This window comes from Pseudomonas sp. GW821-FHT03C07, from assembly GCF_059420925.1.
This window is the reverse complement of sequence record NZ_JBWKUQ010000021.1, coordinates 44,642-62,592: the sequence shown is the minus strand read 5'-3', so window position 1 is coordinate 62,592 and position 17,951 is coordinate 44,642. Positions and strand designations below refer to the sequence as shown.

The following is a 17,951-nucleotide window of genomic DNA, read 5'->3' as shown; positions in this document are numbered from 1 at the left end:
AATTATACGCCACTCGCACAAGCGCATCTGATCTCGGGCAATAAAGCGCTCTATCTATCGACCGGGGACCTGTAGGAGCCGAGCTTGCTCGCGATCGGCTGCGCAGCAGTCGTAAAGCTTGTGCATGCGCTGCATCTGGCACACCGAGTCAGCCGGATTGCGGCCGCTACGCGCCCGATCGCGAGCAAGCTCGGCTCCTACAGGTGAGCGCGAGCGCAGCGATCAGTTGCGCAAATGGGTCAGCGGCAACTCCGTGCTGTTGAGCACCTGGTTCAGCACAAAGCTGGAGCGCACGCTGGTCACCCCTTCGATACGTGTCAGGTGCCCCAGCAGCAGTTTCTGGTAGTGGTCCATGTCCGGCACCACCACTTTCAACTGATAGTCGGCGTCCATCCCCGTCACCAGGCTGCACTCCAGCACCTGCGGCAGGGTGCGGATGGCCGCTTCGAAGTTTTCGAAGCGCTCCGGGGTATGCCGGTCCATGCCGATCAGCACATAGGCGGTCAGGCTCAGGCCGAGCATCTTGCGGTCGAGCAAGGCCACCTGACGGGCGATATAACCGTCGTCCTCCAATTGCTTGACCCGCCGCGAACAGGGCGACGGCGACAAGCCGATGCGCTCGGCCAGTTCCTGGTTGGAGATGCGGGCATCGCGCTGCAATTCCGCCAGAATGCTCAGGTCGTATCGGTCGAGTTTGCTCATCAGTTAGGCCTTTCTAATAACTATTGCGGTAAATTATCTATCTTAAGTTAAAAATTGCGCAAGACATGTTTATTTAAGCAATATTCGCAATCCTGTGCCGCCGCCCCGAGCCTATGCTTATCACCAGAATCACTGCCCGGACCAGTGTCCTGTCTCGCAAGCTCGTTCACATTCGAGACAGACACTCCAGTCCACTGCGGCCCGCCGAATCAGGCCAGCCGCGGCCGACAATCCCACAGGGTTGCGCCGGCCACCGGGCTACACGCTGTCCAGAAGACGGTGTGAAGTGAGCCGGCGTCAAAAGCGCCGAGCACGGACGAAGTTCTCAAGGGGAGGCCGACGGGTCTCCCTTTTTTAATGGGCGAAAAATAAGTTACGCGACTGGTACAGTGTCACAGAACCGGAGTCCGCTTTCCCAGTCTTATGGTTAAGCCCTGAACCGCAGTGAGGAATGGAATGAAATCGCGCATCTGGCGTCTGGCAGGTGTTGGCTTGCTCTGTATGAGTGTTGGTGCGCAAGCGCTGGCAGAAAACCAGGGTGATGAAAATCAGAAACATGAGGGTGAACATCGCCCTGAAGGTCGTCCGGGAGGCAATGAGGGACGCCCGCAAAACAATCAACCGCGTCCCCCAGCCCCGGCCCCACGGCCACCAGCCCCTGAAGTTCGCCCCCCGGCGCCCGCTCCGCGGCCACCAGCCCCCGAAGTCCGTCCTCCGGCGCCCGCTCCGCGGCCACCAGCCCCTGAAGTCCGTCCCCAGGCGCCGCAACCCCGTCCGGCTGCTCCTGCGCCCGCCCCCCAGGTTCGCCCGGAAAACAATCAGCGTTTCGAGCGGCACGACCAGAACGCGGGCGGCCAATGGCAAGGCCGCCCGCCGCAGAACGAGCCCAATCAGGCGCCGCGCCCGGCACCGCAGAACAACCTGCCGATCCAGCCGCACCCCGATAGCGTGCGCCAGACCCAGGAACCGTTGCGTGGCAACTATTCCGATATTCCCCGGCGCAACGGCAACAACCCGAGCTGGCAAGGCGGCAACAATAACAATCGTCCCGGTGGCAACTTCGAGCACCACGACGATCGTCGCTGGCCGGGGCGTCCCGATGGCCACGGCAACGGTTGGGGCTCTGGCCCGCAATATCGCCCTGGTTATGTGATCGACCGTTTCCCCGATCGCAACTGGCGGGTGCCGTACCGTGGCCGGGACTATTTCTTCTCCGGTGGCTACTGGTATCGTCCGCAGGGCGAACGCTACGTCGTCGTCGACCCGCCCCGTGGCATTCGCACCAGCTACCTGCCCGACTATGCGCGGGAAGTCTGGATCGGCGGTTCGCTGTTTTTCCTCGCGGCAGGCGCCTATTACCTCTACCAGGAAGATACCCAGGACTACGTGGTGGTCGATCCACCGGCGGCCGCGCCGCAGGTGGCACCGGAGCCGGAAGGCAACGGCTACGATGTGGTGGCGTATCCGGTCAACGGCCAGAGTCCGCAGCAGGTCCAGCAGGACGGCGAGGATTGCTATCGCTGGGCGGTGCAGCAAAGCGGCTTTGACCCGGCCAACGTGACCTATGCGCCGGCACCGGCGGTGGTCCAGGCCTACCGCCAGGCTCAGGGCAATTGCCTGAGCAGCCGCGGTTACCAGGTCAACTACTAAGCGGTTATTGACGCGGCGTGACCACTTCCCGTGGGTCGGCGTGCACCAGCACCTCGGCCTGCGGGTAGGCGGCATGGATGGCATCGGCGGCCTGGTCACTCAGGCCGTGAGCCACCGACAAGGTCAACTCTCCCGGCAGCTCCAGGTGTAACTGCACAAACCAGCGGTTACCGGAGATCCGTGTGCGCAGGTCGTGGGCACCCAGCACCCCGGGTACACCGCAGGCCAGCTCCAGCATGTGCTGGCTGATGTCCGGCGACAATTCCTCATCCATCAGCACCGCGAAGCTTTCGCGGCCGATCTGGATCGCGCTCCACAGGATGTAGACCGAGATCCCCAGGCCGAACCAGGCGTCCACCTGCGGCCAGCCGAAGCTGGCGAGCACCAGCGCGAGCAGGATGCTGCCGTTGAGCAGCAGGTCCGAGCGGTAGTGCAGGGAGTCGGCGCGCACGGCGGTGGAACCTGTCGCGCGGACCACCTTGTGCTGCAACAGCAGCAACCCGCCGGTCAGGATCAGCGACAGTAGGATCACCCCGATACCGATCCACGGCGCACCGATCGGCTCCGGGTTTTTCAGCCGCTCGAACGCCTGGATCGCGATCAGTACCGCACTCACCGAAATGAACAGTGCCTGGGCCATGCCCGACAGGGATTCGGCCTTGCCGTGCCCGTAACGGTGATCGTTATCGGCCGGACGCAGCGCGTAGTGCACCGCCAGCAGATTGAGAAACGAGGTGACGCCGTCGAGCAGCGAATCGGTCAGCCCGGCGAGCATGCTCACCGAACCGCTCAGCCACCAGGCGATGGCCTTGGTCACGATCAGGGTGCAGGCCACCGCCATCGACGCCCGGGTAGCCAGACGTAACAGGCGGGCGTGTTCTGTGCTGCTGGTCATGAGCGTGGCGATCCTCTTTCAGTGGCCATGGACTCAGGCCGCAGGGCGCAGGTTGTACATCGCCAGCTGTTGCAGATTGCCTTTTTGCTGGATCAGGCGCGGGTCGTTCAGCGGCAGGGTCTGGTGCAGTTCGGTCTTGAGAATCGCCTGCAACTTGAGGTTGTCGACCTGGCCATCGGCGGTGATGGCCTCCTGGAGTTTTTCCGGGGCGATTTGCGCGGTCTTGCCCTGGGGCAGGTAGATGGCGCCGGTGGCGAAGTCGACGCCAAACGCGATCAGGCCTGGGATGACAAAGAACAGGATGCCGACGGCATCGAGGCCGGCAATCAGTGGGTCGATCCGCCCCTCGATCTGGCCACGGCGGTCCGGGTAGAAAATCGAGCCACAAGCGCTCAGTTGGGTCAGCAGGGTGGCAGCCAGAACGGTGCCGATAACACGGGAAGCAATACGCATGGGTATCTCCTGAAGGAAACGTGAAGCCACTGATGGCCGCGTCTGGATCAGTTGTTAAGACCACGATTAAGACCGGGCAGTTCGCCGTTATACCCGGCTCTCTGTCTGGGAGCCACCCTGAAGTCGTTGCCGATTGATGAAGTCTTGCCGGCTTTGTACCCGGCGCCGGGTCAGGCGCTGAGCAAGGCGTTCAGCCAGGCTTTGCCGCGCCGCCGCTGAATGTCGCAAATCTTCAATCATTCGTGCAAAGCCTCCAACTGCTTCGGGGCCTCTGGCCACTAGGATGGACACGTCCCACCTGATCTCCGCAAGGCGCCCTGGCGCTGGATGCCGGCGAGTCGTCCGAGGAAGACTGAGCGACGTTCGTTCCCAGCCACGCAGTCGAGGAACCGCTTATGTTCAAACCTGTATTGGCGCTGATGAATCGGGCGCGCTACCTGCAAAAATTCTGCCTGATCTTTCTGCTGTTCATGGCGCCGTTCGGTTGGCTGGCCTTCGACAAGCTCGCGATGCTGGCGGCCGAGCTGCAGGGCGCGCAGCGCGAGTTACAGGGGTTGCGGGCTTTCGAAGCGGCTTTGCCGGCCTATAAGGCGGCCCTCGACCTGGCCGCTTTGCATGTGCTGAGCCATGCCCGCAACAAGCCCGACAGTGTTGCCGCCATAGAGTCCGGGCGACGCCACCTGGAACAGGCCGGGCAAACCTTTGACGACTGGCTGGGCCATACCCCTTTTGCCGTAAGACGTTTCATGGTCGGTGATCCCTCGGCCAACCTGGGCGTGCCGCAAGCCAACCAGGTGCTCAGCGGCCTTTACGCAGACGAAACCCGCGCCGCCCTGGCGCAGTTGGCGACCTTGAAGGAAATCGGCGCCGATTCGCGCTTGAGCATGGACGGCGACCCACGGCTGTACCGGGCGACCGACCTGCTGATCAGCGAGATCCTGCCGCTTTACGCCACGCTGGCGCAAACCCGGGGTTACGCGGCTTATATCAGCGCGTATGGTTTTCTGGAGTCTGCTTCACGGGCCACGGTGGTGAGCCAGCCCGGGCTGTTGGAACCTTATGTCGAGGCGGGTGGCGCGGCCGACAATCCGAGCGCGCGCCGGTTGATGGCCGAAGCGGCGCGGGAGGCGCGGGCGCTGTACACGAGCAGCATTGTCGAGCCCTATTCCCAGAGCGGCGCCTACGACGAAGCCTCCATCGAGCACTGGCAAGAGCGCTTCGACCACTACCAACCCAGCGTCGAAAAGCTCGATGCGGCCTTCACGACGGTGGTCGAGGACAGTGCGGCGCTGTTGCGTGAGAGGGTCTCGAGCCGCCAGGAGCGTCTGGCCAGTTGCGCGGTGCTGCTCAGCGCTATCGTGCTGGTGATCCTTTATTTGTTTTGCGGCTTCTTCCTGTCGGTACGCGAAGCGCTTGGCGGTATCCGCGAGGCCATGCGCCGCTTGGCCGCCGGTGACCTGGTCCAGGTGCTGCGGGTTCAGGCACGGGACGAGGTGGGCGATCTCGCCGAGGATTTCAATCGGATGCGCGTCAGCGTCGCCGAATTGATCGTACAGGTCAGCGGGTTCTCGTCCACCACCCAGGGCAAGGCCGAGGACCTGAGCCAAAGCGCGGGTGCCAGCCAGCGCAGCGCCGACCGGCAAGGCGCGGAGCTGGCGCTGATCGGCACCTCGATGAGCGAGTTGGTGAGCAGCGTGCAGGAGGTCAGTCGTGCCTCCCAGACAACCGCGCAGCGCGCCAGCCGGGTCGGCGATACCTGTCGCGAGGGCAGCCGCCATGCCGGTTCCGCCGCGGCCGGGATCCACCAGTTGTTCGCTGAAATGGACCAATCGTTGTTGGCTATCCAGGCCGTGGACGAGCAGAGCCGGGCGATCGCCCAAGCCGTCGGGCAGATCCGCAGCGTCTCCGAGCAAACCAACTTGCTGGCGCTCAACGCCGCCATCGAAGCTGCCCGAGCTGGCGAGCAGGGCCGCGGCTTTGCGGTGGTCGCCGATGAAGTCCGCCATCTGGCGATACGCTCCCAGGCGCTGACCGGGGATATCCAGCACACCATCGAAAGCCTGCAACAGCAGGTCGGCAACGCGGTGCGGACGATCAAGAGCAGCCACGCCAGTGCCTCGACCCGGGTCGGAGAAGTGACCCTTACGGCGCAGAGTTTCCAGGCGATTACCCAGGCGATGGGGGACATCATCGATCACAACCTGCAAATTGCCTCGGCCGCCGAACAGCAGGCGCAAGTGGTGGAAGGCGTGGAGCGCAACACCCTGGAAATCCGCGCCTTGAGTGAAAGCAATGCCAGCGAGGCGCGCATGACCGTGCAGGTCAGCGATGAAGTGGCGGGCATGACCCGGGAGCTGCATCGGCTGATTGCGCACTTCAAGGTCTGAGTCGCGAGTCCTTTAGCTTTGGAGGCCTGTCGGGTTCGCCGTATAATTCGCGGTCAGCCTGGGAGCCACCATGAATTCGTTGCCGATTGATGAAGTATTGCCGGCCCTGCGCCAGGCGTTGGGCGAGCGCCACGAGGCGGTGCTGGAGGCGCCGCCGGGGGCCGGTAAAACCACTCGGGTACCGCTGGCGCTGCTGAACGAGCCGTGGTTGGCCGGGCAAACCATCCTGATGCTTGAACCCCGGCGCCTGGCGGCCCGGGCGGCGGCCGAGCGGTTGGCCAGCGAACTGGGGGAAAAGGTCGGCGAAACCGTCGGCTATCGCATTCGCCTGGAAAGCCGGGTCGGCCCGAAGACGCGCATCGAAGTGGTCACCGAAGGCATTCTCTCCCGTCGCCTGAATGACGACCCGGCCCTTGAAGGTGTCGGCCTGGTGATTTTCGACGAATTCCACGAACGCAGTCTGGATGCTGACCTGGCCCTGGCCCTGAGCCTCAACGGGCGGCAGATGTTTCGTGACGAACAGCCGCTGAAGATCCTGCTGATGTCCGCCACGCTTGAAGGCGAACGCTTGGCCGGCCTGCTGGACGACGCGCCGGTGGTCCGTAGCGAAGGGCGCATGTTCCCGGTGACCCTGCGCTGGAGCCGGGCCTTTCAGCCCGGCGAGTTTATCGAACCTCGGGTGGTGCAGACGGTGCATGAGGCGCTGGACGCCGAGCACGGCAGCCTGCTGGTGTTTTTGCCGGGGCAGGCGGAGATCCGCCGGGTGCATCAGCAACTGGAGGAGAGCCTCGGTGGGCGGGCCGATGTGCTGCTGTGCCCGCTGCATGGCGAGTTGGACCTCGCGGCCCAGCGCGCGGCCATCGAGCCGGCGCCGGCCGGCAAGCGTAAGGTGGTGCTGGCCACCAACATCGCGGAAACCAGTCTGACCATCAATGGCGTACGGGTGGTGATCGACGCCGGGCTGGCGCGGGTGCCGCGTTTCGATCCGGGCAGCGGCATGACCCGCCTTGACACCCAGCGTATCTCCCGGGCCAGCGCCACCCAGCGTGCGGGTCGCGCCGGGCGTCTGGAACCGGGGGTATGTTATCGGTTGTGGTCCGAGGCTCAGCATGAGCAGTTGGCGGCCTACGGCAGCGCGGAAATTCTCCAGGCGGACCTGGCCGGGCTGGCCTTGCAACTGGCGCGCTGGGGCGTGGCGCCCGGCGAGTTGGTCTGGATGGACGCACCGCCGGCGGCTGCTTATGCCCAGGCGCAGGACCTGTTGCAGCGACTTGGTGCGCTGGCCGACAAGGTCGGCGCCGAGTCCGTATTGACGAACCATGGCCAGGCCATGGCCGAGTTGCCGGCGCATCCGCGTATCGCTCATTTGCTCTTGCGCGGTCAGGCGCTGGGGCTGGCGAGCATGGCTTGCGATGTGGCGGCACTCCTGGGCGAGCGGGATATCCAGCGCGGCGGCGGGGCCGACCTGCACACGCGGTTGGCTTTGTTGGCGGGTGAAGAGCGCGTGGCACGTGGCGCCCAGGGCGGTGTGCAGCGGGCAAGACAATTGGCTCGACAGTATCGCGGCTACTTGCGCGGCACGGCGAGCGAGCCGGTCGCCGACCCGGATCACCCGCGCTGGCTCGGGGCGTTGCTGGCCCTGGCGTACCCGGATCGGGTCGCGCAACAGCGCCGCGAAGGTGGCGCGGAGTACCGGTTGGCCAATGGCCGGGCGGCCTTGTTCAGTGAAACCGACAGCCTGATGAAACAGCCCTGGCTGGTGGTGGCCGACCTGGGCAGCCGCCAGGGCCAGCGAGAAGAGCGTATCTACCTGGCGGCGGAGTTCGATCCGGGCCTGTTCGACACTGTGCTGGCCGAGCAGGTGAGCACGGTCGACCAGTTGGACTGGGACGAGCGCGAAGGCGTGCTGCGGGCCGAGCGCCAGCGCAAGGTCGGCGAGCTGATCCTCGGTCGCGAACCCTTGACCGGGCTGGACGAGGCGGCGCGTAGCCAGGCGCTGGTCAACCTGGTCCGGCGCAAGGGCCTGGAGCTGTTGCCCTGGACCCCGGAACTGCGCCAATGGCAGGCGCGGGTGGCCTTGTTACGCCAGCTGGACCTGGCCGGGGCGGGCAAGAGTGACTGGCCGGATGTCAGCGACAAGACCTTGCTGGCGACCCTGGAGCAGTGGCTCAAACCGTATCTGGGGCGGGTCTCGCGGCTCAGTCATTTCGCCAACCTGGAACTGGCCGGGATCCTTCACAGCCTGTTGCCCTGGCCGTTGCCGCAGCGCCTGGATGAGCTGGCGCCACACCATCTGAGCGTGCCCTCGGGCTCGTCGATCCGCCTGGACTACAGTGAGCAGCCGCCAATTCTGGCGGTGCGCCTGCAGGAGTTGTTTGGCCTGGCCGAGACCCCGCGGATTGCCGGTGGTCGTCAGGTGGTGAAACTGCACCTGCTGTCGCCGGCCCGTCGGCCGGTGCAGGTGACCCAGGACCTGGCGAACTTCTGGCGCAGCACCTACGCCGAAGTGAAGAAGGACCTCAAGGGACGTTATCCAAAGCATTACTGGCCGGACGATCCCTTGGTAGCAGAGGCCACTGCTCGGGCAAAACCCAGGGGGACCTGAGGGCGCGACGGGTTGAGCGGGTCAGGTTTTCAGGATGTGGCCAGGAGTGCTCTCAACCTTGCGGCTGGTTGGCAGGGGAGGGCTGTAAGGGAGCGGTCATCTGCTTGATGCGTCCTTCCAGGCCACCATTTTCCTGGTAGCTCGAATAGAGCGTGAACAGCCCGAACAGTGCCAGCGCCACGGCGACAGAGGCAATGCCACTCAGAGTATGGTTTCCAAGGGAACGCCAGAAGCCGGGCTTAAGGCTCTCGATTTTGGCAACGATAACGCCATTGGCGATGGTCTCTTTCATCTCCGCACCGAGTTGATCAAGCGACTCGTCGATGAAGTTTTTTGCCAACTGCTCGGCTCTATCTCGATACATCCTGACTTGCTGTGGGGTGCAGGCGATCTGTTTGAATGCATCGTGATTATCGCTGTCCTGACTTCGAAGCCATTCAATTTTATGGCGCTTGTACAGTGCGTAGGCCAGCAGGCCCAGGAAATCCTCATCAGCCTCAACCATCTTGTTGAAGACGTTGAACGGTATCGAACTGGCAGGTGAGGTTGCTGTGGAGGAGTGAGCTGGAGTGTGAGGAAGGTCAGCGGGAGATGACGCCTGAGGTGTCGTCTCGACTGATGGGCGCGCGGACAAAGAATGAAAATCCCGCCGTCAACGAGACAGGCGTTCGTACGCCCGCTTCATCATGTCATTGATGGTTTCTTTGGATAGCTTCGAGGAGCGAGCAACGACATCCTTCCTGGCAGTCGACGAGAGCCGCTTGTTACTTTCCTTGACGAGTGCGATCGAGACGTTGGGCATGACAACCTCCAGTTTCTCCGTGGTCGCTCGGGCTTTCAGAGCTGCCCGGACGATAATCTCCCTCTGATCATCTTTGACAGCGACCCTGGAAAAGTCAAGGAAGCAGGGGGCAACTGGTGCCGCATCAAGAATACAAGCTGTGTCTGGCTTGGCCGAGCGATGGGCTTTCTGGGGGAGCCAGCAAGCCGGCTCCTACAAAGCCGCCGGCAACAGAAACCGCGCCAGCACCGGCAAGTGATCGGAAATCGTCAAGGTGTCGTCCTGGCGTACCTGTGCCTCGACCCGCTTGAGCTTGGAACTGTAGAACCAGTAATCCAGGGTCCGATCCGGCCCACTGACGTCGGGATCGTTCGGGTAGTACGACAGCCACTGCTCACGGTCTATGCCGCTGGCTTCGTTGTTGCTCGGGATCATCGGGTACTTGTCCCACAGCAGATGCAGCTCGCTGTCCGCCGAGTAACCGCCGCGCAAGCGTGGCGGCAGGCGCAGATACTGGCCCAGCGGCAGCAGGTTGAAATCACCGCCGATCAGCCAGGGCGTGCCCTGGCTCTCGAACTTGTCGAGCAATTGCAGGGTCATCCGCACTTGCTGTAGCTGGGTGTCGTTCTGGGCGTAGGCCCCCAGTTGCGTATTGACCACTGCCAGTTGCCCGCCGTCGCTCAACGGCAGGTAGTTCACCAGCAGGGCCGGGCGCGGCTTGAACTGCCGCTTGAGCAGATTGCCCGAGGCCAGCGGCAGTTGCTGGCGTTCGGCGTGTTCGACCTGATAGCGACTCAAGGTCGCCAGTTTGCGCCCGACGCTGCCGAAAATATGCCGGTCCGGGACAAAGTCGGCTTTCCAGTCGAACGCCTGGGAGCTGCAGGGATACAGGTCCGCGAGCCGTTCCTGGAGCAATTTCAACTGATCCTGGTAGGCGCTGGCCTTGGCGTTTTCGTCGACTTCCTGCAACAGCACGATGTCCGGCTGCTCGTCGCGGATCACCCGGCTCACCTCATCCAGGGTAAAGGCCATGTCTTCCGGGGTCGGACGTTCGTCCGGGCCGCTACCGTCGGGCAGGTCGTACCAGAACACGTAGCGTTTGCCCGCCAGGTACTGGAGGTTCCAGGTCATCACCTTGAGGGCCTGGCCCGGGACCAGCACCGGGGCCTCGGCGGTGCAGCGCACCGGCAGGGTTTCGCGCTCTTCCGGACGCCAGGTCAGGCTGTAGACCAGCAGGGCGGTCAGGCCCGTGACAATCAGCAGGCCGGCCACCAGGTAACGTAATAGACGGGTCATGGGCCTCGGTTCAGTCTTTAGCGGAATTTTCACCGATCAGCATGTAGATTCGGAACAAGACGACGCTGCTGAACAGTTGCAGGAAACTGTGGGCGCTGTCGATGATCAGCATCAAGACCGGGTTCTGTGGCGCCGGGTAGACACTCAGGCTCAGCCCCTTGAGCAGCCAGAGTGGCCCCATGACACACAGAATGCAGGTGAAGATTAGCCAGAAGTGGCCGCGGCTCAAGGCGAAGCTCTCCTTCATCGCCCGCAGCGGCTCGCGCCCGCGCAGCACCAGCAGGTATTCGGAGAAGGCCAGCACCACGGTCAGCCAGATGCCGGGAATGAAATACAGCGACAGGCCCAGCACGATGGCGATGGTATTGACCGCCGACAGCAGCGCAAAACGCGGCCACAGGCGTAGGGACATGGCCAGCAGGTCACGGTTGGCCGGGGTTTCGCCACGGCTGCGGGCATCGAGAAACAGGATCAGCGCCGCGGTATAGAGTGGATAGACCAGCAACCCGGACACCAGCCCGTAGGCCGGCGAGGCATCCGGGCCCACGGCGTTGTCCAGCAGTTGCTGGAGCAGGGTTTCGAAGATCACCAGCGGCAGGCAGAGCAGGGCGATCTGGCGCAGGTTGCGCTGGAAAAAGTACAGGGAGTCACGGATTACATTGAACGGGTTCATCGATTGTCTATCGCGCAGGCTGAGGCAGGGCATCACTTTAACCGATGGCGCGGGCCGACACTCAAATGTAAACGTTAGGTAAGGACTATTGAAACTTCCGGTAACAACCCCATAACTGAGGGACGCCTGGACCCGCTTGGGTCGGGGCGATCGATTTCTACCCGGCAATCTAATGAGGTCGCCATGAACAGCGAAGAGCAAACCCTGATCGATGGACTGTTTTCACGGTTGCAGCAAGCCGGAACGGATTCAGCCCCGCGTGACGCCCTGGCCGAAGCGCGGATCAAGGAACACCTGACTCGCCAACCGGCCGCACCGTACTACATGACCCAGTCGATCCTGGTGCAAGAGCATGCGCTCAAGAGCCTTGACGAACAGAACAAGCAATTGCAGGCGCAGGTGCAGCAGCTACAGGACGAGTTGCAGCAGGCCCGTGCCCAGGGCGCCGCGCCGGCGCCGAGCAGCGGTGGTTTCCTGTCGAGCATTTTCGGTGGCGGCCGCGATCCGGCCCCCGCACCGGCCCCGAGCAACTCCGGTGGCGGCTGGCGTGAGCCGGGGCGTCCTGGGTTCAATGCGCCACCACCGCAGCAGAACTACAACGCTCAACCCAACTATCAGCAACCGGCCTACGCCCAACCCGCGCCACAGCAGGCGGCTCCGGCGGCGCCTATCGGCAGCGGTTTCCTCGGTGGCGCGCTGAAAACCGCAGCCGGTGTGGCCGGTGGCGTGATGCTGGCGGAAGGTATCAGCAGCTTGTTCCATCACAACCAGCAGCAACCGCAGATCATCGAGGAAATCATCGAGCCGAGCCCGATGAGCAACAACGGTGGCGGTTGGGGTGATGAGCAGCGCATGGCCAACAACGATTCCTGGGGCAGCAATAACCAGGGTGGTTTCGCCGACGCTGATTTCAATGACGACAGCTCGTCCTTTTCTGGCGACGACGACTCCTTCGTCTGACCGATAATGGGGAGCGACTCCGCACTTGTGGGAGCGGAGCTTGCCCGCGAAGCTTTTGGCGGCCTTGAGGGCGCTTTCGCGGGCAAGCACCGCTCCCACAGGTTTTCGGTCGTATGCAGACTTTCGATTCGACGCGGAAATTGTGGGGGCCGGATTCACCGGAGCGCCGGACCACCACGAAGAGGCCCCTGGGGCCGCAAAAAATTTTGCAGGTGACCAGACTCCTGAAATTCTGTTCCTCCAGCCCCCCAGCCCCGTCGAATATTCGCTGAACCTTCCCCCAGGCTGGCATACTGCGCACCTAATCGCTCCCGAGCGCTCGTCATCACCCGCCAGTGCGCTTTTGCGCCATGAGGATTTGCGGTGAAGAAAATCGCTGTGTTCGCCGATGTGCAGAACCTCTACTACACCGTTCGCCAGGCCTATGGTTGCCACTTCAACTATGCCGCCCTGTGGGCCGATATCAGCCAGCGCGGGGAGATCGTCGAGGCCTATGCCTACGCCATCGATCGCGGTGACAGCAAGCAGCAGCAGTTCCAGCAGATTCTGCGCAACCTGGGTTTTACGGTGAAGCTCAAACCGTATATCCAGCGCAGCGACGGCTCGGCCAAGGGCGATTGGGACGTGGGCATCACCATCGATATCATGGACGCGGCGCCCCATGTCGACGAAGTGGTGCTGGCTTCCGGCGACGGCGATTTCGACCTGCTGCTCACGCGCATCATCGGCAAGCACGGCGTTGAAGCCGTGGCCTATGGCGTGCCGGGATTGACGGCCAACTCGTTGATTCGTGCCGCCAGCCGCTACGTGCCCATCGAAGGCGCGTTGTTGTTGAGAAACTGAAACTGATTTTGCAAAGGGCTGGGCTTTTGGAACGTATTGCGGTCATCGACTTTGAAACCACGGGCATCACGCCGAACGCGGGGTGCCGGGCTACGGAAATCGCCGTGGTCATCCTGGAACAGGGGCGCATCGTCGACCGTTACCAGAGTTTGATGAACGCCGGCGTGCGCGTGCCTGCGTTTATCGAACAGCTGACCGGCATCAGCAACGCCATGTTGCGTACCGCGCCGTCGGCGGAGCGGGTGATGAACGAGGTCAACGAATTCGTCGGTACCACCCCGTTGCTGGCGCATAACGCCGCGTTCGACCAGAAGTTCTGGGACTTCGAGCTGGGGCGGATCAAGCGTACCCGGTTGCAGAACTTTGCCTGTTCGTTGCTGCTGGCGCGGCGCTTGATGCCGTCGGCGCCGAATCACAAGCTGGGTACGCTGACGGCGTTCGCCCGCTTGCCGAATACGGGCCAGGCGCACCGGGCCATGGCCGATGCCGAGATGGCGGCGAATCTGCTGGCGCATATGGCTGGCGAGTTGCGCGACAAGCATGGGGTGCAGGGGGTGTCCCATGATTGGTTGTGTAAGTTGCAGAAGGTGCCGGCAGCGAAGATTGGCGAGCATTTGAAGCGCTATCGGGGCGTTTGAGAGCACTGTCGCGGACAGTCCAGGGTTTACGTCTGGCCGAGATTTGTGGCGAGCGGGCAAGCCCGCTCGCCACAAGACCGCGCTCCGTTACAAGTTTCCTTGACTGACTGGCATTGCTCCTGAATAGATCTTTTGTCGTGTGTTTTTTAGGAAATGTCGTACTGCGGGTGGCGACCTGTGCTGTCTTTCCCGAGCGGGGCAGTGACGTTAGCCTTTCTCCTGTCATCGCCAAATCGGTGACAGGGCGTAGGAACCCTTGCTGATCTCTTCAGACGCTTTGCGTCCACCTTCTGATTGCGGTGCTTTTTTTATGCCCGGATAATCAGCCGCGGTGGCCGTGCGCGGGCACGCTTCTGCGTGGCCGGGGTTGTCTGAAGACTCGGTTCCTACCCCGCGTACGGCTGCCACCCAAGTTCGTAGGAAGACGATTGGCAGCTTTTTTCAGACAGCCAAGAGTAATCCACAATGGAAAATTCCATTCCCGAAATACAAGCTGACATCAGCTTCGAAGCGCAAATCTTCACCCGCCACCACCTCAAACTCCGCGCCTTGCTCCTGCATGACGAGGCCTGGTTCTGTGCCCGTGATATCGGGCATCTGATGGGGATCGAATGGCATGAACGCAAAGCCATCAAGCTCGACCCGGATCAACGGTGGGTATTGAAACTCAAGGGTAACGGCCGATCTGAAGATCACCTGATGCTCAGCGAATCCGGTGTCTACGCGATGTTGGTCTATCACTACCTGCCGGAGAATCGCCATCTGCGCCAATGGCTGACGCATCAGGTGCTGCCGATGTTGCGCGGTCAGCCGCAGCCGGCGTTGACCCAGGCGCCGTGCCTTGGAGTTCTGGAGTGGGAGGGTGGGGCGCTGAGTCTGCTGCACTGGCGGAAAGAACCGTGGATTGGGCTGCGTGATATGCCGCAGGTGGTGCCGGTCAGTGGGTGTGGCAGCGTCTGGTAGAGAGCTATCGCGAGCAAGCTTGCTCCTACAGGATTTGTGTCGTGCACAGCCTGTGTGTTCGGCACCGTACTGTAGAAGCAAGCTTGCTCGCGATGGGGTGCGAAGCGCCCCCAAAACCGGTAAACACGGACTATCAGGCAGAACGCCGCCCCCGGTTTATCAGCCCTTCGCTTTCCCATTCATGTCCAAATGCCCCAACGGCACCCGCCGCTCAATCGCGCTCGACAACACAATCGAGGTCTTGCTGAAGCCGAACTGGGCAATCCGATTGATCAACTGCTCCAGCTCCGCCATGCTCCCCACCGCCGCCTGCAGAATCACACAGGGATCCCCGGTCACCCGATGGCATTCGGTAATCTGCGGAATCTGCGCCAGATCGTCGTAAGGCTGCTGCTTGCCATGCTGGTTGAGCCGTAACTCGATCACGCACTGGATCGGCAAACCGATCTTCGCCAGGTCCACCTTGGCCTGATAGCCGGTGATGACCCCGCTGCTTTCCAGCTTCGCCACCCGCTCCGCCACGGCCGGCGCGGACAGGTTGACCTTGCGCGCCAGTTCGGCGAACGAGGCGCGGCCATTGTCCAGCAGCTCACCGAGGATCAAACGGTCGTATTTATCCATCCACAGGCTCTCTATGACGCGGGCTTTCGAAACAGCGGTCGAAACCCGGAATATCCATGCTTTGCAAAGTGTACTGGCCTTATAACACGGTTTTGTAACTTATTATTTGCCGGGCGCCTTCCTAGAATAAGCCTCCCTTGTCCCGCCTGGATCTGCCCCCCATGCCTGCCCCTCGCCGTTTTCCGTTACCGCTGATCGGTGCCTTTTTTGCGTTGTATTTCATCTGGGGCTCGACCTACCTGGCCATTCGTATCGGCGTGGAATCCTGGCCGCCGTTAATGATGGGCGGCATCCGCTTTGTGATCGCGGGCACTCTGCTGTATGCCTATCAGCGCTTTCGCGGGGTGCCGGCACCGACCTGGCAGCAATGGAAAGCGGCGGCGGCCATCGGTGTGCTGCTGCTCAGTTTCGGCAATGGCGCGGTGACCCTCGCCGAACACATGGGCGTGGCCTCGGGCGTTGCCGCGTTGACGGTGGCGACGGTGCCGCTGTTTACCTTGCTCTGCGGGTTTTTCTGGGGCAACCGTAATACCGGTCTCGAATGGGCCGGGATTGTGCTCGGGCTGATCGGTATCGCCCTGCTGAACATGGGCTCCAACCTGCAAGCCAGCCCGCTGGGGGCCGGCCTGCTGCTGTTGGCCGCGGCGACCTGGGCCTTCGGTTCGGTGTGGAGCAAGCACCTGCCGTTGCCTCAGGGCGGCATGGCCAGCGCCGCGGAAATGCTGGTGGGTGGCGTGGTGCTGCTGCTGGCCAGCTTTGTCCGCGGCGAACGCCTGACCCAGATGCCCACCACCGACGGCTGGATTGCCATGGCCTATTTGACCGTCTTCGGCTCGATCATCGCCTTCAACGCCTATATGTACCTGTTGAAGCATGTGCGCCCGGCGGCGGCCACCAGTTATGCCTACGTCAACCCGGCTGTGGCGGTGTTGTTGGGCATCTTGTTCGCCGGCGAGCACATCGGTTGGCAGGAGTGCATGGCCATGGGCGTGATCATCAGCGCCGTGGTGTTGATCGGTTTACCGCAGTGGCGCAAGCCGAAAGAGGCCTGACAGGGTAAACTGCCGCGCATTGCTTCACGGCGCTGACACTTTTCCCGACGGTACTTCCATGACATTCGCCACACTCGGCCTGATCGAACCCCTGACGCGGGCCCTGGATACTCTGGGTTACCAGACCCCCACACCGATCCAGACCCAGGCCATTCCCGCCGTATTGGCCGGCCGCGACCTGATGGCCGCGGCCCAGACAGGCACTGGCAAGACTGCCGGTTTCGCCTTGCCGCTGCTGCAGTTGCTGACCCTGGAAGGGCCAAAGGTTACCGCCAACTCGGTGCGCTCACTGATCCTGGTACCGACCCGCGAATTGGCCGAGCAGGTGCATGAAAGTGTGCGCCAGTACGCCGAGCACCTGCCGCTGAGCACCTACGCGGTGTACGGTGGCGTCAGCATCAATCCGCAGATGATGAAGCTGCGCAAGGGTGTCGACCTGTTGGTGGCGACCCCGGGCCGCTTGCTCGATCTGTACCGCCAGAACGCCCTCAAGTTCAACCAGTTGCAGACCCTGGTGCTCGACGAAGCCGACCGCATGCTCGATCTCGGTTTCCAGGAAGAGCTGGGCAATATCTACAAGGCCTTGCCGAAAAAGCGCCAGACCCTGCTGTTCTCCGCGACCTTCTCCGATGCGATCCGCCTGCTGGCCGGGCAGATGCTCAACGATCCGCTGAGCATTGAAGTCAGCCCGCGCAACGTTGCGGCCAATACCGTCAAGCAGTGGCTGGTGACGGTGGACAAGAAGCGCAAGCCGGAGCTGTTCGTGCACCTGATGCGCAAGCAGCACTGGAAGCAGGTCCTGGTGTTCGCCAAGACCCGCAATGGCGTCGACCAGTTGGTAGAAAAACTCCAGGGCCTGGGCATCAATGCCGACGGTATCCACGGTGACAAGCCCCAGGCCACCCGCCAGCGTGCACTGGACCGCTTCAAAGCGAGCGAGATCCAGATCCTCGTGGCCACCGATGTGGCGGCCCGTGGCCTGGATATTGAGGACTTGCCGTTGGTGGTCAACTTCGACCTGCCGATCGTGGCCGAGGACTACATTCACCGGATCGGTCGTACCGGCCGTGCCGGCGCCACCGGTGAGGCGATTTCCCTGGTCTGCGCCGATGAGGTGAATCTGCTGTCGGCCATTGAGACCCTGACCCGTCAGACGCTCAAGCGCCAGGACGAAGCCGGTTTCGAGCCGGATCACCGGGTGCCGGACACCGATGCCTCGGGCAGTGTGATCAAGAAACCGAAGAAGCCGAAAAAACCGAAGGCCGCCGGTGGCAAGCGCAACCTGGGCAAGTGGGTCGACAGCGGCGAGAAGCCGGAAGATGTGGTGCAGTCGATCAAGCCGGTGCGCAAGGTGCCGGTGTTCAATACCGGGCCGCGCAAGCGCAAGCCGTAAGACCAGCACAACTATTGTGGGAGCTGGCTTGCCAGCGAT

17 protein-coding genes and 1 pseudogene are annotated in these 17,951 nt (G+C 62.6%); 10 read left to right on the top strand and 8 right to left on the bottom strand.

Annotation, left to right across the window (positions count from 1 at the left end):
- Positions 1–222: 222 nt before the first annotated feature.
- Positions 223–702 carry an Lrp/AsnC family transcriptional regulator gene (locus AC07VG_RS28215; protein WP_486084012.1) on the bottom strand — a complete coding sequence of 160 codons (480 nt, stop codon included), beginning with the start codon at positions 700–702 and terminating at the stop codon, positions 223–225.
- Positions 703–1,158: 456 nt separating this feature from the next.
- On the opposite strand from AC07VG_RS28215, the gene AC07VG_RS28210 reads away from it, so the two are divergent.
- Positions 1,159–2,352: a DUF6515 family protein gene (locus AC07VG_RS28210; RefSeq protein WP_495004179.1), complete on the top strand. Its 1,194-nt coding sequence runs from the start codon at positions 1,159–1,161 to the stop codon at positions 2,350–2,352.
- A gap of 4 nt (positions 2,353–2,356) precedes the next feature.
- On the opposite strand, the gene AC07VG_RS28205 is transcribed toward AC07VG_RS28210, so the two are convergent.
- Both AC07VG_RS28205 and pmcY read right to left on the bottom strand, forming a co-directional pair.
- Positions 2,357–3,247, bottom strand: coding sequence for a cation diffusion facilitator family transporter (locus AC07VG_RS28205; RefSeq protein ID WP_495004180.1), 891 nt, complete (start codon positions 3,245–3,247; stop codon positions 2,357–2,359).
- Between the two features lie 33 nt (positions 3,248–3,280).
- Entirely contained in the window at positions 3,281–3,700 is a 420-nt protein-coding gene (pmcY, locus tag AC07VG_RS28200; RefSeq protein WP_495004181.1) for a periplasmic Zn2+ metallochaperone PmcY, read from the bottom strand.
- Between the two features lie 395 nt (positions 3,701–4,095).
- Here pmcY and AC07VG_RS28195 point away from each other — a divergent pair.
- The 3 genes and pseudogenes from AC07VG_RS28195 to hrpB form a co-directional block, all read left to right on the top strand.
- Positions 4,096–5,223 (top strand): annotated as a pseudogene (locus tag AC07VG_RS28195) (HAMP domain-containing protein); the annotation flags it as partial.
- Positions 5,224–6,087: a methyl-accepting chemotaxis protein gene (locus tag AC07VG_RS28190; RefSeq protein ID WP_495022281.1), complete on the top strand. Its 864-nt coding sequence runs from the start codon at positions 5,224–5,226 to the stop codon at positions 6,085–6,087.
- 70 nt (positions 6,088–6,157) lie between these two features.
- A complete protein-coding gene (hrpB, locus tag AC07VG_RS28185; RefSeq protein WP_495022270.1) occupies positions 6,158–8,692 on the top strand; it encodes an ATP-dependent helicase HrpB in 2,535 nt (844 codons plus the stop codon).
- A gap of 52 nt (positions 8,693–8,744) precedes the next feature.
- Here the strand turns inward: hrpB and AC07VG_RS28180 are convergent, their stop codons facing one another.
- From AC07VG_RS28180 to AC07VG_RS28165, 4 genes are all read right to left on the bottom strand, one after another.
- Entirely contained in the window at positions 8,745–9,197 is a 453-nt protein-coding gene (locus AC07VG_RS28180) for a hypothetical protein (protein ID WP_495004183.1), read from the bottom strand.
- 147 nt (positions 9,198–9,344) lie between these two features.
- The gene (locus AC07VG_RS28175; RefSeq protein WP_495004184.1) at positions 9,345–9,494 is read right to left on the bottom strand and encodes a hypothetical protein; all 150 of its coding nucleotides are present in this window, start codon (positions 9,492–9,494) and stop codon (positions 9,345–9,347) included.
- 192 nt (positions 9,495–9,686) lie between these two features.
- Entirely contained in the window at positions 9,687–10,769 is a 1,083-nt protein-coding gene (locus AC07VG_RS28170; RefSeq protein WP_495004185.1) for an endonuclease/exonuclease/phosphatase family protein, read from the bottom strand.
- A gap of 10 nt (positions 10,770–10,779) precedes the next feature.
- Positions 10,780–11,442, bottom strand: coding sequence for a YciC family protein (locus AC07VG_RS28165; protein WP_495004186.1), 663 nt, complete (start codon positions 11,440–11,442; stop codon positions 10,780–10,782).
- Positions 11,443–11,625: 183 nt separating this feature from the next.
- On the opposite strand from AC07VG_RS28165, the gene AC07VG_RS28160 reads away from it, so the two are divergent.
- The 4 genes from AC07VG_RS28160 (at position 11,626) to AC07VG_RS28145 (ending at position 14,846) form a co-directional block, all read left to right on the top strand.
- Positions 11,626–12,402: a DUF2076 domain-containing protein gene (locus AC07VG_RS28160; RefSeq protein ID WP_495004187.1), complete on the top strand. Its 777-nt coding sequence runs from the start codon at positions 11,626–11,628 to the stop codon at positions 12,400–12,402.
- 363 nt (positions 12,403–12,765) lie between these two features.
- A complete protein-coding gene (locus AC07VG_RS28155; protein WP_248799413.1) occupies positions 12,766–13,245 on the top strand; it encodes an NYN domain-containing protein in 480 nt (159 codons plus the stop codon).
- 26 nt (positions 13,246–13,271) lie between these two features.
- A complete protein-coding gene (locus AC07VG_RS28150; RefSeq protein ID WP_495004188.1) occupies positions 13,272–13,883 on the top strand; it encodes a 3'-5' exonuclease in 612 nt (203 codons plus the stop codon).
- A 465-nt stretch (positions 13,884–14,348) separates the two neighbouring features.
- A complete protein-coding gene (locus AC07VG_RS28145; protein ID WP_495022269.1) occupies positions 14,349–14,846 on the top strand; it encodes a BRO-N domain-containing protein in 498 nt (165 codons plus the stop codon).
- Positions 14,847–15,005: 159 nt separating this feature from the next.
- Here the strand turns inward: AC07VG_RS28145 and AC07VG_RS28140 are convergent, their stop codons facing one another.
- Entirely contained in the window at positions 15,006–15,467 is a 462-nt protein-coding gene (locus AC07VG_RS28140; RefSeq protein ID WP_495004717.1) for an Lrp/AsnC family transcriptional regulator, read from the bottom strand.
- Between the two features lie 161 nt (positions 15,468–15,628).
- On the opposite strand from AC07VG_RS28140, the gene yedA reads away from it, so the two are divergent.
- Positions 15,629–16,519 (top strand): drug/metabolite exporter YedA, encoded by an 891-nt coding sequence (yedA, locus tag AC07VG_RS28135; protein WP_495004716.1) that lies wholly within the window; start codon positions 15,629–15,631, stop codon positions 16,517–16,519.
- A 58-nt stretch (positions 16,520–16,577) separates the two neighbouring features.
- Positions 16,578–17,912, top strand: a complete 1,335-nt coding sequence (gene rhlE1, locus AC07VG_RS28130) for an RNA helicase RhlE1 (protein ID WP_495004715.1) — start codon at positions 16,578–16,580, stop codon at positions 17,910–17,912.
- The last annotated feature ends 39 nt before the right edge of the window (positions 17,913–17,951 follow it).

Bases quoted from the DNA above. Each gene is read 5' to 3' on its own strand.
- AC07VG_RS28210 (WP_495004179.1), top strand. From the start codon at position 1,159: ATGAAATCGCGCATCTGGCGTCTGGCAGGTGTTGGCTTGCTCTGTATG.
- AC07VG_RS28165 (WP_495004186.1), bottom strand. From the start codon at position 11,442: ATGAACCCGTTCAATGTAATCCGTGACTCCCTGTACTTTTTCCAGCGC.
- pmcY (WP_495004181.1), bottom strand. From the start codon at position 3,700: ATGCGTATTGCTTCCCGTGTTATCGGCACCGTTCTGGCTGCCACCCTG.
- hrpB (WP_495022270.1), top strand. From the start codon at position 6,158: ATGAATTCGTTGCCGATTGATGAAGTATTGCCGGCCCTGCGCCAGGCG.
- AC07VG_RS28145 (WP_495022269.1), top strand. From the start codon at position 14,349: ATGGAAAATTCCATTCCCGAAATACAAGCTGACATCAGCTTCGAAGCG.
- AC07VG_RS28170 (WP_495004185.1), bottom strand. From the start codon at position 10,769: ATGACCCGTCTATTACGTTACCTGGTGGCCGGCCTGCTGATTGTCACG.
- AC07VG_RS28175 (WP_495004184.1), bottom strand. From the start codon at position 9,494: ATGCCCAACGTCTCGATCGCACTCGTCAAGGAAAGTAACAAGCGGCTC.
- AC07VG_RS28160 (WP_495004187.1), top strand. From the start codon at position 11,626: ATGAACAGCGAAGAGCAAACCCTGATCGATGGACTGTTTTCACGGTTG.
- yedA (WP_495004716.1), top strand. From the start codon at position 15,629: ATGCCTGCCCCTCGCCGTTTTCCGTTACCGCTGATCGGTGCCTTTTTT.
- AC07VG_RS28190 (WP_495022281.1), top strand. From the start codon at position 5,224: ATGCGCGTCAGCGTCGCCGAATTGATCGTACAGGTCAGCGGGTTCTCG.
- AC07VG_RS28140 (WP_495004717.1), bottom strand. From the start codon at position 15,467: ATGGATAAATACGACCGTTTGATCCTCGGTGAGCTGCTGGACAATGGC.
- AC07VG_RS28205 (WP_495004180.1), bottom strand. From the start codon at position 3,247: ATGACCAGCAGCACAGAACACGCCCGCCTGTTACGTCTGGCTACCCGG.
- AC07VG_RS28180 (WP_495004183.1), bottom strand. From the start codon at position 9,197: ATGGTTGAGGCTGATGAGGATTTCCTGGGCCTGCTGGCCTACGCACTG.
- AC07VG_RS28215 (WP_486084012.1), bottom strand. From the start codon at position 702: ATGAGCAAACTCGACCGATACGACCTGAGCATTCTGGCGGAATTGCAG.
- rhlE1 (WP_495004715.1), top strand. From the start codon at position 16,578: ATGACATTCGCCACACTCGGCCTGATCGAACCCCTGACGCGGGCCCTG.